Origin of the sequence: Streptomyces sp. TRM68367, assembly GCF_014495685.1 — a bacterium.
Lineage (GTDB): Bacteria > Actinomycetota > Actinomycetes > Streptomycetales > Streptomycetaceae > Streptomyces.
Window position 1 is genome coordinate 1 of sequence record NZ_JACTVI010000143.1, and the last position, 15,241, is coordinate 15,241.

14 protein-coding genes and 2 pseudogenes are annotated in these 15,241 nt (G+C 69.5%); 9 read left to right on the forward strand and 7 right to left on the reverse strand.

All coding sequences use genetic code 11. From position 1 onward, the window contains the following. Positions 1 to 176: 176 nt before the first annotated feature. Entirely contained in the window at positions 177 to 1,658 is a 1,482-nt protein-coding gene (locus tag H8R17_RS41640) for an SGNH/GDSL hydrolase family protein (RefSeq protein WP_187828394.1), read from the reverse strand. A 195-nt stretch (positions 1,659 to 1,853) separates the two neighbouring features. Between H8R17_RS41640 and H8R17_RS41645 the strand changes: the two genes are divergently transcribed. Continuing rightward, positions 1,854 to 3,200, forward strand: a complete 1,347-nt coding sequence (locus H8R17_RS41645; protein ID WP_223126083.1) for a DUF445 domain-containing protein — start codon at positions 1,854 to 1,856, stop codon at positions 3,198 to 3,200. Positions 3,201 to 3,356: 156 nt separating this feature from the next. On the opposite strand, the pseudogene H8R17_RS41650 reads toward H8R17_RS41645, so the two are convergent. Then, positions 3,357 to 4,828, reverse strand: a pseudogene (locus H8R17_RS41650) (alginate lyase family protein). Positions 4,829 to 4,993: 165 nt separating this feature from the next. Here H8R17_RS41650 and H8R17_RS41655 point away from each other — a divergent pair. The 5 genes from H8R17_RS41655 to H8R17_RS41675 all read left to right on the forward strand — a co-directional run bounded on the left by H8R17_RS41655 (position 4,994) and on the right by H8R17_RS41675 (position 9,370). Then, a complete protein-coding gene (locus tag H8R17_RS41655; protein WP_187828396.1) occupies positions 4,994 to 5,353 on the forward strand; it encodes a VOC family protein in 360 nt (119 codons plus the stop codon). Between the two features lie 197 nt (positions 5,354 to 5,550). Then, entirely contained in the window at positions 5,551 to 5,928 is a 378-nt protein-coding gene (locus H8R17_RS41660) for an Hsp20/alpha crystallin family protein (RefSeq protein WP_262505927.1), read from the forward strand. A gap of 99 nt (positions 5,929 to 6,027) precedes the next feature. Continuing rightward, positions 6,028 to 6,543 (forward strand): DUF2267 domain-containing protein, encoded by a 516-nt coding sequence (locus H8R17_RS41665; RefSeq protein WP_187828397.1) that lies wholly within the window; start codon positions 6,028 to 6,030, stop codon positions 6,541 to 6,543. 176 nt (positions 6,544 to 6,719) lie between these two features. After that, positions 6,720 to 7,544 carry an alpha/beta fold hydrolase gene (locus tag H8R17_RS41670; protein ID WP_187828398.1) on the forward strand — a complete coding sequence of 275 codons (825 nt, stop codon included), beginning with the start codon at positions 6,720 to 6,722 and terminating at the stop codon, positions 7,542 to 7,544. 155 nt (positions 7,545 to 7,699) lie between these two features. Beyond that, positions 7,700 to 9,370 carry a glycosyltransferase family 2 protein gene (locus tag H8R17_RS41675; RefSeq protein WP_187828399.1) on the forward strand — a complete coding sequence of 557 codons (1,671 nt, stop codon included), beginning with the start codon at positions 7,700 to 7,702 and terminating at the stop codon, positions 9,368 to 9,370. On the opposite strand, the gene H8R17_RS41680 is transcribed toward H8R17_RS41675, so the two are convergent. Together H8R17_RS41680 and H8R17_RS41685 are read right to left on the reverse strand one after the other, a co-directional pair. After that, complete coding sequence (locus tag H8R17_RS41680) at positions 9,288 to 9,767, reverse strand: SpoIIE family protein phosphatase (RefSeq protein ID WP_187828400.1); 480 nt, start codon at positions 9,765 to 9,767, stop codon at positions 9,288 to 9,290. The genes H8R17_RS41675 and H8R17_RS41680 overlap by 83 nt on opposite strands. 151 nt (positions 9,768 to 9,918) lie before the next feature. Further along, positions 9,919 to 10,830 (reverse strand): arginase family protein, encoded by a 912-nt coding sequence (locus tag H8R17_RS41685; RefSeq protein ID WP_187828401.1) that lies wholly within the window; start codon positions 10,828 to 10,830, stop codon positions 9,919 to 9,921. Positions 10,831 to 11,029: 199 nt separating this feature from the next. Here H8R17_RS41685 and H8R17_RS41690 point away from each other — a divergent pair, with 199 nt between their 5' ends. Both H8R17_RS41690 and H8R17_RS48125 read left to right on the forward strand, forming a co-directional pair. Further along, the gene (locus tag H8R17_RS41690; RefSeq protein ID WP_187828402.1) at positions 11,030 to 11,593 is read left to right on the forward strand and encodes a DoxX family membrane protein; all 564 of its coding nucleotides are present in this window, start codon (positions 11,030 to 11,032) and stop codon (positions 11,591 to 11,593) included. Between the two features lie 73 nt (positions 11,594 to 11,666). Continuing rightward, positions 11,667 to 12,061 (forward strand): annotated as a pseudogene (locus H8R17_RS48125) (VOC family protein); the annotation flags it as partial. A gap of 157 nt (positions 12,062 to 12,218) precedes the next feature. On the opposite strand, the gene H8R17_RS41695 reads toward H8R17_RS48125, so the two are convergent. Together H8R17_RS41695 and H8R17_RS41700 are read right to left on the reverse strand one after the other, a co-directional pair. Beyond that, complete coding sequence (locus H8R17_RS41695; RefSeq protein WP_187828403.1) at positions 12,219 to 12,455, reverse strand: DUF397 domain-containing protein; 237 nt, start codon at positions 12,453 to 12,455, stop codon at positions 12,219 to 12,221. Next, complete coding sequence (locus H8R17_RS41700; RefSeq protein ID WP_187828404.1) at positions 12,455 to 13,300, reverse strand: helix-turn-helix transcriptional regulator; 846 nt, start codon at positions 13,298 to 13,300, stop codon at positions 12,455 to 12,457. Before H8R17_RS41700 ends, H8R17_RS41695 begins: the two co-directional genes overlap by 1 nt. A 203-nt stretch (positions 13,301 to 13,503) precedes the next feature. Here H8R17_RS41700 and H8R17_RS41705 point away from each other — a divergent pair, with 203 nt between their 5' ends. Beyond that, complete coding sequence (locus H8R17_RS41705) at positions 13,504 to 14,175, forward strand: ATP-binding protein (protein WP_187828405.1); 672 nt, start codon at positions 13,504 to 13,506, stop codon at positions 14,173 to 14,175. Here H8R17_RS41705 and H8R17_RS41710 read toward each other — a convergent pair. Further along, the gene (locus tag H8R17_RS41710; protein WP_187828406.1) at positions 14,130 to 15,104 is read right to left on the reverse strand and encodes a hypothetical protein; all 975 of its coding nucleotides are present in this window, start codon (positions 15,102 to 15,104) and stop codon (positions 14,130 to 14,132) included. The two genes, H8R17_RS41705 and H8R17_RS41710, sit on opposite strands and share 46 nt — an antisense overlap. Positions 15,105 to 15,241: the final 137 nt, after the last annotated feature.

Here is a 15,241-nt window from a genome sequence, read left to right on the forward strand (position 1 = left end):
GGTCTCCCCATACCACAACAACGAGGACCAAGGCCCGAAGCCACGGCTTGTTTCCCGGCAAGCCCTAACTACACGGCATTGGGACTAGTGCCCCGACAGGCAACGTTCGCCCCGTCGCGACGCCCGGCACGCCCAGCTGGATCGGCGCTGAGCGGCGTTGCGGCTGGCCGTGCCCCCTACAGCTCTGCCGGTGCCGCCCCTTTCAGAGTGTCCAGGCCGAAGGAGTTCGCCATCTGTGCGTAGCCCTTGTCGCTGGGGTGGAGATGGTCGCCCGAGTCGTGGTCGGCGCGCAGGCGGCGGGGGGCGTACGGGTCGCGCAGAGCCTTGTCGAAGTCGGCCACCGCGTCGAAGACGCGGCCCGCGCGGATCTCGGCGTTGATCCGCTGCCGTACGGACTCGCGGACGTCGGTGTAGCCGCGGCGGCCGTGGAAGGGCATCAGGGTGGCGCCAACGACCTTCAGGCCGCGGGCGTGGGCCTGGTCGACGAGGGTGCGCAGGCCGGTGAGGATGCGGTCGGGGCCGGTGATGCTCGGGGTGCGCAGGATGTCGTTGACGCCGAGGGCGATGACGACGACCTTGACGTTCGCACGGTCCAGGACGTCCCGGGGGAAGCGGCTCAGGCCGCTGGGGTTGTCGGCGACGGGGGTGCCCCCGCGCGAGCGAATTCGAGCGTGGGGGAGGCCCCGGCCGTCGGAGAGGATCCGGTTGCCGCTGATGCCCTGGTTGACGACGCTGTAGCGGGGCACGTCCCGGCCGGACTCGATCGCGCCGCGCAGCCGGTCGGCGAGGACGTCGGTCCAGCGGGCGTTGGCGCCCACGGTGGAGCGGTTGCCGTCGGTGAGCGAGTCGCCGAAGACGACGACCGTGCCGTCGGACTCGCGGCTGAGCACGTCCAGCGCGGTCAGATAGCGCCAGGCCTCGGCCCGCTCGGTGTACGCGGCCGGGCTCACGTCCTCGGTGCGGTCGCCCTGCGCGACGTACGACATCTGGCGGGCGTGCGGGTGGTAGGTGACCGGGCCCGAGCCCGCGGGGGAGTAGGTGGTGATCAGCACGTCGCTGTCGTGCGGGACGGCGATGCGTACGGCGTCGCTGAGGATCTGCTGTCCGGGCGGGATGACGGCCGTGGGGCCGCCGTCGAAGGTGAGCCGCCGCATCGTCTCCGCTTCGGCGGCCGGCGTGTCGCTGCCGGCGGCGAGGGCGATCGAGGCGTGCGTGATGGTCAGCGGGGACTGGCCGTGCAGGTTGGACAGCGTGACGCGGGCGCTGGTGCCGCCCACGTTGGCGTGCACGACGTTGCGCACCGAGCGGCCCGCCATGCCGGTGATCTCGGTGCCGGGCTCGCCCCCGGCAGGGGACGCGGACCAGGCGCCGACCCAGGTGCCGGTGGAGGCGGGCGCGGCGGAGTTGCGCTGGATCCGGCCCTCGGACAGGGCGCTGCGGCTGTTCCTGCCGTCGTCGGAGGCGACCCCGACGTAGATGGCGGTGGAGAAGACCACGATCGCCGCCAGGACCGCGGCGAGGAGGGCCCGCTGCCTCGTACGGGCCGACGGTCCGCGCTGCCGGGTGTGGTCTGCCGATCCGTGCTGCTGCTCGCTGTGGTCCGCTGACACGTGCTGCTCCGCAGCGGGCCCCCCGACCCCGTCACGACCCCGGGTCATGCTGTGCTGTTCTCCTCGGGCGATGGGAGCCCGAGGCTCCGATCTGATGAGCCCATGATGCGTCACGGGCCCGGGTGAGTCCGGCAGGACTCCGTGGTGTTCCCCCGACCGGACAGACGCCGGGAACTCCTGATTCGTTCCGGGAGTCGGTCAGCAAGGGACAATGTGTGCGGGATCACCGAACGGGTGGAGCTGATGGAACCGACCAAAGCGGCAGAAACGGGTACGGGCGGCCCCGGGGTGCAGCAGGCCCGCCCCGATGCCGCCACGAACCGCGCGATGACCACGTTCAGCCCGGCGGATGAGGAGAAACGCCGCGGGGTACGGCGGATGAAACTCACCGCGACCGGCCTGCTGTTGTTCGTGGCGCTGGTGTACGTCCTTGCCGAGTGGGCCTCCCACGCCGGCGCCGGTGCGTGGGCGGGCTATGTAGCGGCGGCCGCCGAGGCCGGCATGGTCGGCGCGCTCGCCGACTGGTTCGCGGTCACCGCCCTCTTCCGCCATCCCCTCGGCATCCCCATCCCGCACACCGCGATCATCCCCAACAAGAAGGACCAGCTCGGCGTCTCCCTCGGCGAGTTCGTCGGCGAGAACTTCCTCTCCGAGGCCGTCGTACGACAGCGGCTGCGCGCCGTGGGCATAGGCAGCCGCCTCGGCGCCTGGCTCGCGGTACCGGAGAACGCCGACCGGGTCACGGCCGAGCTGGCGACGGCTCTGCGGGGTGCGCTCACCGTGCTGCGCGACTCCGACGTGCAGGCGGTGGTCGGCGAGGCCATCACGCGGCGCGCCGACGCCCAGGAGATCGCGCCCGGCATCGGCAAGATGCTGGAGAAGGTCGTCGCCGACGGCGGCCACAAGCGGGTCGTCGACCTCGTCGTCACCCGCGCGCACGACTGGCTGGTGCTGCACGGCGACGACGTGATGGACGCCGTGCAGGGCGGGGCGCCCGGCTGGACCCCCCGGTTCGTGGACCGCAAGGTCGGCGAGCGCGTCTACCGTGAACTGCTGCGCTTCGTCACCGAGATGCGCGACATGCCCGCCCACCCCGCGCGCGGCGCCCTCGACCGCTTCCTCACCGACTTCGCCTCCGACCTCCAGTCCGACACGGACACCCGCGCGCGCGTGGAGCGGCTCAAGGGCGAGGTGCTGGGCCGCGGCGAGGTCCAGGACCTGATCGCCTCCGCCTGGACCGCCGTACGATCCATGATCGTCTCCGCAGCGGAGGACGAGCGCAGCGAACTGCGCCTGCGGGTACGGGCCTCGCTGCTGTCGCTGGGCGCCCGGATGGCCACCGAGCCCAAGGTGCAGGGCAAGGTCGACAGCTGGGTCGAGGGCGCGGCGGTGCACGTTGTCACGACCTACCGCAAGGAGATCACCTCCCTCATCACCGACACCGTGGCGAGCTGGGACGCCGAGCACACGACGCGGAAGATCGAGGCGCACATCGGGCGTGACCTGCAGTTCATCCGGATCAACGGCACGGTGGTGGGGTCGCTGGCCGGGTTGCTGATCCATACGGTGGCGCGGGGGCTGGGGGCGTAGCGCGGTCCGGCCAGGTCACTTAAGGGTCCTTGCGGGCACGGGTGGGCGCAGCGGCACCCGCCGGCGCGGGTGAGCGCACCCACCCCCCGGCCCACCGCAACGCCGGGCGCCTGGCAGGCACGGCCCAGCCGGCGGCGTCCACGCAGCGCCCGGCGCCTACTGCGTACCGCGCCCCCGCCGCCGCAGCATCAGCAGCCCACCCGCCACGGCCGTAACCCCGGCGGCCGCAGCCCACCCGACGGCCTCCTCGGACCCGGTCGCAGCAAGATCACTCCCCACGGCAGTCGAGGCCGCCGCCGACTGCGTGGCCGCCGCCCCCTGCGGCCGGGGCTCGGACCCACCCGCACCGCCCCCGGAAGCCGACGCACTCGGCTCGGCCCCCGGCGTCGCACCGGCACCTCCCGCAGCCCCCGCACCACCGGCCACCCGATCCCGCGTATAAGCCAACGTCCCGAACCCGAGCTGGTCGTACCCCCCACTGTTGGGCCCGTAGTTCCCGCCCCCACCCTCGGGCGCGGCCTTGGCCGCCGCCCGCGTGAGATACGACGCGGACAACCCCCGCCGCTTGGTGTAGTGGTTGGCGATCATGGCCCAGATCGGCCGCGTCATCGCCGGATCGGCGGACGCGACCTCAGCCGCCGTCTCCTGCCCCGACCAGCCGTGGACCGCCCCCTTCTCCCGCGTGTTCGGGGTGTACGGCACATCACCGCCCAGGCTCCACTTGGCCACGTACTGTGCCCCCTTGAGGAAGCGGCTGTCGGCGTAGCCGTACAGGTCGATCCCCTGGTTCCAGGCCATCTCGCACACCGTGCCCATCAGCCCGACCCCGAGCAGCGCATGTCCCTGGTCGCGCCCGGCCTCCACCCACTCGGCGAGCCCGTCGTCGTGCATGACCGGAATGGCGTGCTCGACCGACCCCATCCCGTCGCCGTTCTCGAAGTACTCCACGGCCTGGTCGGCCTGCGCCCGGTCGTCGCAGAAGATGCCGGTGGCCATGACGCAGGCGAGGGCGCAGAGGTCCCAGTTGGGCCAGTAGTTGGTGACGACGGCGCCGTTGTGGTCGGCCAGGAAGCTCTCGCTCAACGGGGGGAAGACGTCCAGCAGCATCTTCTGGAAGCGGTCGAGGTCGAAGTCGCCGTGGTCGCGGACGAGTTCGGCGGCGTTGGCGAACTGGTAGCCGTACAGCCCGGCGGCCAGGAACCGGTCGGCGCTGCCTTCCAGCCGGCTCAGCTTGCCCGACCAGGCGTTGAGGATGGCGACGGCGGTGTCGGCATGCGCGGTGTCGCCGCCGACGTGGTAGCGCAGGGCGTTCTGGTAGGCGGCGTGAACGTCGTTGTACAGGGCCCGGTAGTTCTGCGGGAAGCCGGAGCCCCGGTACACGGCGGCCTGCGGGTTGGCCGACCAGCCGCTCTGCGCATGGCGGTTGGCGGTGAGCTTGGCGTAGCCCGCGGTGTAGGGCGCGGCGCCCGCCTTCACCTTGGCGGCCATACGGTCCAGGTCGGCACGGGTGTGCAGCAGCCCCGGATGGGCGAAGGTGGCGGCGCCCGCCGCACCGGCGGGGGTCGGGGCGAGGGCCGCGTCGCACCGATGGCGGCGGCCCCGACTGCCGTGCCCGTGGCCTCCAGCATGCTCCGGCGGCTGATGTGCGGTGTCACGTTCACGTGCGCGTTCCTCATCGTCGCGGCTGGGGGACGCACGGGAGACGTGAGAGTGTGGCCGCCGATAACAGAAACCGACGCCCGTACTCGTCGACCGAACCGACCGCGCTTGCCGCCTGTGAGGAGCCGTACGAGATGACCATCCGCAGGATCGTCCCCAACATCCAGGCCGGATCCGAGGAGCAGATGAGAGCCGGCCGGGACTTCTACGGCCTGCTCGGACTCGAGGAGGTGATGGACATGGGCTGGGTGGCGACCCTGGCGTCCCCCGCCAACCCCACCGCCCAGATCAGCTTCTTCACCGAGGAGCGCACGGGGCCCGTCGTCCCCGACCTGAGCGTGGAGGTTGAGGACGTGGACGCCGTGTACGCGCAGGTGGTGGCGTCGGGCGCGGAGATCGTACGGGAGCTGCGGGACGAGGAGTGGGGCGTACGGCGCTTCTTTGCACGGGACCCGAGCGGGCGGGTGGTGAACGTACTGACCCACCAGGCGTGACACACCTGTTGGGGTGTTGCCGGACCTGAGTCGGGGCTTGTCAAGTTTTCTCCCCGAGGTTATATAAGAGAAGAGAGCCGTAGGGGCATCGCACGGAGAGCGCCTGAAGAGAGGAGTGAACAGTGATGCTCATTAGAGGACCATCCCTTCTGCAGCCCTCACGAGTAGGGTTGTGACCTCTCGGTCTCGGTGGGTGCATGGCCAGTGATGCGAGCCGTTCGACGGCCAGCGTGATGGCGATGGACGCCTACCGTTCCGGGGACGACTTCCTGGTCCACTTCGACCTTCCCGGTGTCGACCCCGAGACGATCGAGCTGGATGTCGAACGCAACGTCCTGAACGTCCGTGGCGAGCGCAGGTCGCCGGCCCCCGAGGGTGCGGAGATGGTGGTCTCCGAACGCCCCACCGGCACCTTCACGCGCCAGCTCTTCCTGGGCGACACGCTGGACACGGACCGCATCGACGCCTCGTACGACGCCGGCGTCCTGACCCTGCGCGTCCCGGTGGCCGAGCAGGCCAAGCCGCGCCGCATCCAGATCAGCGGCGGCGACAGCCGTAAGCAGCTGAGGAGCTGACAGAACCCCGAGGAGCGTCCCGCGGCCTCCCGCCGCGGGACGCGTTCACCCGTGCCCGCCCGCCCTGGCGGTGCACCGGACCTGAGGAGGAGCCCGCAGATGAGTACGACGAGTGCCGCGAAGAGCGGGACGACGGTGGCGCCCGCGCGGACCGTGATCCCCAGCCGCCCGATTCCCGGGGAGCCGCACGGCCGGGGGCGGACCGGTGAGGACGGTGGCCGCTGGACCGAGCTGCTCGAAGCGGTGCGGGAGTCGGGCCAGTACCCGACGAGAGCGGAGGCGGAGCGCGTCACCCGTATCGTCCTGTCCACCCTCGGCGGCCATGTGGTCGGCGACGAACGCGTCGACCTCGCCCGCGCCCTCCCCGAACAGGCGGCCCGGGTGATCGCCGCCCAGATCCCGGCGACCCGCAGCCTCACGGCACCCGAGTTCGTCGACTCGGTCGCGGCCCGCATCGAGGGGGCGACCCCCGCGACGGCCCGCTGGGACGTCAGCTCGGTCCTGAGCGTCCTGCCGCCCCTGATCGGCGACGACCTGGTCACCCGCATCCTGGACCGGCTTCCGCCGGGCTACGCCCTGTTGTTCGGCCGGGCGGACCTGAGCCCGGCGCCGTGACGCCCGTACGGCCCCCCACTGAGTTCCGTACGGCGCCTCACTGAGTCCCGTACGACACGCCGTACGACACCCGTGACCGGCCACCGCCCGCCGCCCGCGCGGAAACGCCGGCGGTGGCGGTCGCCGGACGGGAAGCTGACCCGGACCGAGGCGGAACACCGGAAGGCAGGGGCCAGTTGACCACCGCACCAGGACGCGAGGGCCTGCTGACCGCCCCTGACGGCACCCGCATCGCCTACCGCGACCACACGCCGCCGGGGCCGCGCGCCACCCTCGCCCCACCGCTCCTCCTCCTGCACGGCCTCGCCGGCCACCAGGGCGAGTGGGACGCCCTGATCCCCCTGTTCCTCGCGGACGGCCACCGCGTGGTGACGTACGACGCCCGCGGCCACGGCGCCAGCACCCTCCGCCCCGCGGACACCACCCGCGCGGCCCATGTCCGGGACGCCGTAGCCCTGGTCGATGAACTCTCCCTGGCCCCCGTGACCCTGATCGGCCAGTCCCTGGGCGGCCACACGGCCATGCTGCTGGCGGCGGCCCACCCGGACCTGGCCGGCGCCCTGATCCTCGTCGAGGCGGGCGCCGGCGGCCCCAACCCCGGTCTCCCCGCCGAGATCGCGGCCTGGCTGGACAGCTGGCCGACGCCCTTCGCGTCACTCGCTCAGGCGCGGGCGTTCCTGGGCCACGAGGCCTGGACGAGAACCTTGGAGAATCGCCGCGACGGCTGGTACCCGGCGTTCGACCGCACCACGATCGTCGATTCCGTCGCGGAACTGGCCACCACCACCTACTGGCCGCAGTGGTCACGCACGACCTGCCCCACCCTCCTCGTCCGCGGCGAACACGGCACCGTCCCGGACGCGGACGCCACCCGCATGCTGGCCCTCCGCCCGGACACCCACCACACGCTCGTCCCGCACGCGGCCCACGACGTCCACCTGGACCAACCGGCCCTCCTGCACGAGGCGATCGCCGACTTCCTGGCGTCACCAGACCCGTAATCCCCATTTACGCCAGACGGCCCCATTCACGGCCACATAACCCATGAAGTCCCCGGAATGCTCGCTTCACCACCAAACCTCCAATAGCGTGGAAACGGACAGCAAAGAAACCGAAAACAGTCACCCTGTCCGAGAATCCACCATCGGGGGTAAGGATGCTCAAAGTCAGTATTGTGGTGCCCGTCTACAACGCGGGCCCCTACATCGACCGATGCTCACCTTCCCTCCTCAACCAGAGCCTCGGCAGAGACGCGTACGAGATCCTCTACGTCGACGACGGCTCGACCGACGACACCCCCGGGCGCCTCGACGCCCTCGCCGCCCGGCACCCGCACGTCCGGGTCATCCACCAGGAGAACTCCGGCTGGCCGGGCAAGCCCCGCAACGTCGGCGTGCGTGCGGCCCGCGGCGAGTACGTCCAGTTCGTCGACCAGGACGACGAACTCACCCCCGAGGCGCTCGAACGCCTCCACCGCCTCGCCGCCCGCAACGGCTCCGACATCGTGCTCGGCAAGGTGACCGGCACCATGCAGGGCCCCAGCGTCCTCTTCCGGCGCACCGTCGAGCGCTGCACCGCCGCCGACACGCCTCTCTTCGAGAGCCTGACCCCGCACAAGATGTTCCGCCGCCGCTTCCTCCTCGACCACGGCATCGAGTTCCCCGAGGGCCGGGTGCGCCTGGAGGACCAGCTGTTCATGGCCCGCGCCTACGTCCGCGCCAAGACGGTCTCCATCCTCGGCGACTACCCCTGCTACGTCTGGAACCGCCGCGAGGAGGGCGGCAACACCAGCGCCAGCGCGACCACCCCCGAGATCTACTACGGCCACCTGCGGGCCGTGGTCGACGCCATCAAGGAGGGCACGGAGCCGGGCCCGTACCAGGACCAACTGCTGCGCCGCTCCTACCGCGTGGAACTCCTCCGCCCGGTCAGCGAGCCCCGCGTCCTGCAGCGCACCGGCAAGGCCCTCGACCGGTACTACACGCTCGTACGCGACATGGCCCTCGAATGCTTCCCGCCCGGCGTGCGCGACGGCCTGCCCGCGATCAGCCGCCTGCGCGGCACCCTGCTGGAGGACGGCAACCTCGACTCCCTGGTCGAACTGGCCCGCCGCGTCCGGCACATCAAGGCCCGCACCACCATCGACGCCATGCGCTGGCACGACGGCCGGCTCCACGTCACCACGACCACCACCATGCTCCGCCCCGGTGGCAAACCCCTCACCCTCCACGAACTCGACGGCCGCCTGCTCCTGGACCCCGACCTGCTCGACGGCATCAAGGGCGCCCAGTACTGGGAGGTCCCCGACCCGCTCAATCTCGCCCGCGGAGAACTCCTCGTCCACGACACCGCCCGCAACCAGTGGTGGTTCCCCGACACCGACCTGACCCCCCGCACCCGCTCCCTCGGCAACAGCCGCCACCAGGTGGTCGTCTCCGGTACGACCGTCATCGACCCCCTGACCCTGGCCGGCGGCCGCCCGATGCCGCCCGGCACGCACCAGATCTTCGCCTACACCCAACTCCTGGGCGTGGGCCGCCGTACCCGCCTCACCCGGCCCACACCGCACCCCCAACTGCCCCCGGTGACCGTCGGCACTCCGGCCCGCCTGGTCATCCCGACCTGGACCGTGCGCGAGGCCCAATTCCGCCTGGCCGTGGGCCCCGCGGGCAACACGGCCCTCCCGCACCGCATCATCCTGCGCACCACCACCTTCCCCGAGGTCCGCCGTACGGCCCGCACCCTCATCGGCCGCCTGCCCCCCTCCCTGCGCACCCAGGCCCGCTCACTGGCCCGCCGCGCGGACCCGTGGAAGGGACGCCCTTGAGGCCTACCGCAACTGGTGGACCGGACTGACCGGCGCCGGTCAGACCGGTCCACCGGCGGGCGGCGAGCAGCGCGATGCCGTCCTCGCACATCCCGTTCGTCAGCCGGGTCAGCACGATGTCGAGCAGATTCTCCGGCGGTCCGTCGGCCGGCAACGCCATCCCGGTGAGCGCCCGCACCGCGTCGTCGATGCCGGTGTCGCGCTGCTCCACGAGACCGTCGGTGTAGAGCAGCAGCACCGTGCCGGGATCGATCCGGAAGGTGGTCGACTCGTAGTCGCCGACCTCGGTGCCGATGGGCGGCCCGGCCGGGCACCCGCCTCCCGCGCGATCCGCAGCGCCTCCTCGTGCCGGTGATCGCGTCCCGTGTCCGGGCGACGAGCACTGTATGGGTGTCACGGGCCATCCGGGCCATCCGGGCCATCCGGGCCATCCGGGCCATCCGGGCCATCCGGGCCACTCACCGGTCACGGCGTCGCGGCCGCGCGGTGGACGACAGCTGGGGCACTGGAGTTGGGGCACCAGCCGCCCGTCCCCGTACCGGCTGGAACTATGGCTCGGACTCGGTGTCCCCCGCCCCGTCCCGTGCGGACAACCCCCGAAGCAGACATTCGGTCAGCCGGGCCGCGATCGAACCGTCCGCATCGAGGCGGGGATTGAAGATCGTGACATCGAACCCGACGGCTCGCGCATCGCCCAGCGCGACCCGCAGCACGCCCTCCAACTCGGCCCACGACAGCCCGCCGGGCTGCCGGTAGTCGACGGCCGGCATGACCGCGTCGTCGAGGACATCTACGTCGAGATGCACCCAGTACCCGGCACACCCGCCCCCGTTGAGCCGGCCGATCTCCCTCTGCGCCGCAGCGGCAGCCCCGACCGCGCGCACGCCGTCCAGGTCGACCGCGTGGAGCCCGTCCGGCAACGGCTGCATCCCGGCCTCGGCGGACTCACCGGCGTCCCGGAACCCGAGGGCGACGACGTCCTCGTCCCGCACCAGCAGCCTGCGCCCCTCAAGGTCGGCGAGCTGCCGGGGCCCGCGACCGGTGGCCAACGCGAGTTCCATCGAGGCGACTTCACCGTTCGGCTCGGCCGACGGCTGGTAGAAGTCGGTGTGCCCGTCGAGGAACAGCAGCCCGTACCGACCGCGCCGGCGCAGCGCCAGCAGGTTGCCGAGCAGGATGCTGCAGTCTCCGCCGAGGACCAGAGGAAAACGCCCACCGTCGAGGAGGCCACCGACGGTATCGGCCAGCCGCACGGAGTGCTGCGCGATACCGACGGGATTGAGCACTCCGGTGTCGCCGTCCCGCGCCGGGTCGTACGCGGGCGCCTCGACCCGCCCGCCCCACCCCGCCCCGGAACGGTCATGCAGCCCGGCCGCGCGCAGCGCCTCCGGCAGTCCCTCCACCCCGGACGGCCACAGCCCGAGCACGGACGGCGCCTCGACGATCACCAGTTCCCGCATGCCTCCACCGTCTCGCCGTCGCGCGGTTCTGTCATACGGGGAGGGGCCCACGCCTGTCGCCAGGGGGCGCCCAAGGTATGGACTTGTTAAAGATTTGGAGCATCGGTTAGAGTCGTGGCACTCACTTGAAGCTTCAAGTAAACGGCTCCAAGTAAACGCTCAAACGACTATCGGAACGACTATCGGAAGGCCAGACCCCATGACCTCCCTCCTCGACACCTCCGTCGCCACGTCCCGTAACTCCTCCTCCGCCGCCGGAACGAACGCCTCGACGAATCACGACCTGGGGCTGCTCGTCCTGCGCCTCGCGCTGGGGTTCCTCCTGGTCGGGCACGGCACGCAGAAGCTGTTCGGCTGGTTCGGGGGCGGCGGCATCGAGGGCACCGGCCAGTTCTTCCAGATGAGCGGCTACCCGGCCGCCAATACCATGGCCCTCGTCGCCGGCCTCACCGAGACCCTGGGCGGGCTCGGCCTGGCCCTCGGCCTGCTCACTCCGCTGGCCGGGGCCGCGGTCTTCGGGACGATGCTCAACGCCATGGCCGTGAACTCGGCCGGCGGCTTCTTCATGTTGGACCAGGACGGGGGCATGGAGCTCGACATCCTGGTGGCCGCCGGCGCCGCCGCCCTCGCCTTGGCCGGCCCCGGCCGCTTCGCCGCCGACCGCTTCCTGCCCGTCCTGCGCACTCACCGGGCCGCGTACGGCATCGCTGCGCTCGTCCTGGGTGCCGTGACGGCCGGTGTTGTCCTGCTCGTCCGTAACTAGGTCCTGTGCGTCCGCAAGGAGCGCGACAGCCAGCTCCGATCATCCGACGCCCGCCGCCAACGCGGAGCCAGACGTCGGCTACCAGATCCCCGGCAGGGCCGCCTTCCTACGCGCCCCGGGCAGCGCCCACGACCACGACCTCGGCCTGTTCGCACTCGGCCCGCAGGCGCCGGGACCGCAGCAGGGCGGGGTCGGGCTCTACCACCTCGCCTGGGAAGTCGGCTCACTCGGCGAACTCGCCGAAACGGCACGACGGCTCACCGAGCACGGGGCGCTGGGCGGAGCGTCCGACCACGGGATGTCGAAGTCCACTACGTCAAGGACCCGGACGGCAACGACTTCGAGGTGATGTGGCGGGTCCCGCGCGAAGCCTGGCCGCCGGCCGGTGACGCTGCGCCCCGGCCCCCTGATCTCGCCGCCGACATTGCGCGTTGGGGGGACGACTGCAGGACGGGGGCGGCGGCGGGGGGCTGTTACCTAGGGTGTTTATCGAGCGTGGTGGTCATGGCCGAACTTCTCCGCCCCCACGGTAGCCAGCTTCTCTCGCTCCGCGTGGAGGTCAAACCCAGGCCGGAACTCGCGCCAGGCGGTGATGGCGTCGTCGAACGCGGCGGTAGTCCGTCAGCTACTGGCAGCTCTGGACCGGCGTCGCCCACCGCGCCTCTTCGAGCGTCGGCGATGCTCCAAGTGCTCGTATAAAGGCACGCCATGCCTGTGTCCGGACTGTCACAACGGACCCACCGTCCCGCTTGGAGTCACGTACGAGTGTGCTATCTCCCATGTGCGCGCACTCCACGCACTCGGTCCCACTGCCGCCGCTGTAGGAGGACTTGAACCACTGGTGCGTCGAGGGCGCCGTCATCAGAGCTCCTTGCTTATGCGATGGATGATGTCCGCCGAGGACTCCAGATCGAGTGCCTGTGCACTGAGATACTCGAACGCCAATCTATAGCGATCCAGTTCTTTCGGCTTCTCCATGAAGAGACCGCCCCCGAGCAGATCGACGTACACCACGTCCAGTTCCCGGGACGGACCGCGTAGCACAGCGAAGCTGCCAACCGCTGCTGCGTGCGCTCCCTTTGAGAACGGCAGAATCTGCACGGTGACGTGTCGGCGTTCAGACATGGTCAGGAGCTGCCGGAGCTGCTCTCGCATGACATCGGCGCCTCCCACCCTGCGGCGGAGCGCTGCCTCATCGATGACGCACCAGATGTGCGGTGGCTCCTCGCGCTCAAGCAACTCTTGCCGCTTCATACGAATATCGACCATGTGCTGGACTTCCCGTTCCGGGCACTGCACTTCTGAGGCGCGGTGAACAGCCTCGGCGTAGGCACGCGTCTGGAGCAGTCCGGGGACGTACATGCAGGCGTAGTGGTCCTCGCGTACCACTTCGTCCTCAAGCGTGAGCATGAGGTTCATGGACTCGGGGATTGGGTCTGCGAGTGAACGCCACCAGCCCTGGATCTTGGACCCTTTGGCGAGCTCGATGAGGGCCAGGCGCTCCTCGTCCGAGGCGCCGTACTCACGGCAAAGGGCGTCCACGGCAGGCCACTTGACCGTGCCCTCTTTCGTCTCATACCGACTGAGAGTTGCCTTCGAGATACCGACCCGTGCTCCTGCCTCTTCAAGGGTCAGCCCTTTGGCCTCCCGAAGGCGCCGGAGGTCAGCGCCCAGCTGACGCCTACGGGTGGTCGGTCCAACTGCCATGTCTTCGGCCCTTCTCGTCGATCCCTCAGATCGTCCTGGCTGCCTGAGCAGGACAGCAAAGTGGTGTGCGCCGGGGGCGCGCGGAGTCGACGTGCGCTCTCACATGCTCGCAATGAGAGTTCCATTTTGAGAGTTCCAATGCAACTCTAAGTGTGTTGGCAGTCGCACGATGCAACTGCGCGCAGAGCAGGAGGAGTTGACGGATGGGTTGCATGGCGGGTGTGCTGAGGAAGCCCTGGGATCTTCCCTTCATCGCTCGGCCTGAAGAGGTAGCCGCGCTCCGTCGTGTCATGCGCCTCCACTTGGGGCTTTGGGGCTTGTACGACGTCATCGACGATGCCCAACTCTGCGTGAGCGAACTCGTGGCCAACGTCATCACACATGTTGGCGCTGGGACTCCGGCGACGCTTGCTGTCTCTATGAGCGACACCCGATTGAGGATCGAGGTGCACGATCCCGATGCCCGGGCCTTGCCCGTACTCGTTGCCGCCGGCGCCGGTTCCGAAGCTGGCCGTGGGATCGCCCTCATCGACGCGGTCGCTGTCCAATGGGGTGTCCAGCTCACGCCGGAGAAGAAGGTGACCTGGTGTGAGCTGGCGACTGGATTGTCCTCCGCTGATGGGCCTTGCGGAGGACCTCGCGTCACCCGGGTCGAGGCGCTGCTGATCGAGTACCCGGGTGGTGGGGCGAGTTTGGCGCAGTCGGCAACTGGCGGAGTCCTAGCCGTGGTTGCAGCGGAGCACGCAGCGGTCGACCTGATTGCGGATGTGCTCCATTGGCTCAGGGCTCATGGGTGCGACGCTGATACGGCGCTTGATCGCGCTCAGACTCACTTCGAGGCGGAGATTTCTGAGAGCGAGGGTAACTCGAAGTAGGGCTCGGGCCAGTCGACGGAGCCGTCTGTGTCGGCTTGAGCTACATGCTGCAACAGAAGAGCTGTCGGGCTTTGTATGTCAATCTCAGTTTCCTTGCCTAGCAGCGGAGTCGTGCTGGGTATCGAGAGGTAATGGATTCCGAGTAGTCTGCATATGTGCTCGAATTCCTCGTTCTCGTTTCCATCGCCAAGGTTCCCGTGAAGGTAGTCCCGGAGACGTGAGCTTATGTCGAGCATGGCGTTTCCGCTGTCCGTTACGTGATATATGCCGCCTTGTAGGCTCTCGCTTCCTAGGAAGCCGATGATGAACAGTCGGTCCACCTCGTATCGGAGAGTTGCGAGGCTAACGTTCAGCGCTTCAGCCGTTGCTCGGTTGTTTCGATAACCGTGCTCTTTGACGTGCGATAGGAGAGCAATGGGTACGCCGGGGCGCTTTGAGGAAGCGAAACGGGTCACATCCTGAGGAGTGAGCCCTCCCAGGGCAACCTGCATGAGGAGATCCTTCGCGATCTCCTCCCGTAAGAAGCTGTAGGTAGACGCTCGGGCTTCCTCGTCGTCTGCGTCAAAGTCCGCCGGCACCCAGAAGACGCGCAAGCGGGATAGGCGATCCCGCATGGGAGTGTCAAGGTAGGACTGGGTTACCTCGGCGAAGCGAGCGCGGTTCCGGCTCTCGTGGCGTGCAATGTAGACGGCGGCAGCAATATCTTTCTCGTTGAGGAGTGTCCTGACGTCCTTGTCTATTCCATCCCCGCCATGCTTCCACAGGGTTTGTCCGGAAACTACCTTTGACCAGTCCTTCTTAAGGTCGCACGAGAAGTCAAATAACTTGCGCTTTCCTTCCGTGTAACCGAACAGTCCTGATTTGGCGGCGCTCTCCATGATGTGCAGCGCCGTAGCTGATAGGAAGTCGTGCTCCGCTGATTGTGCCATGGCATCTCCTAGGGTGCGGAATGCTATTTGGTGGGACACCTCGTGTATCCGGGTCTTCGAATTTAGGCGGGGAGGGGTCCTCGCTGGCCGTGCCGCTGACTGCGGAGCGTGACTGCCGCGCGGGAGGCCGGACCTGA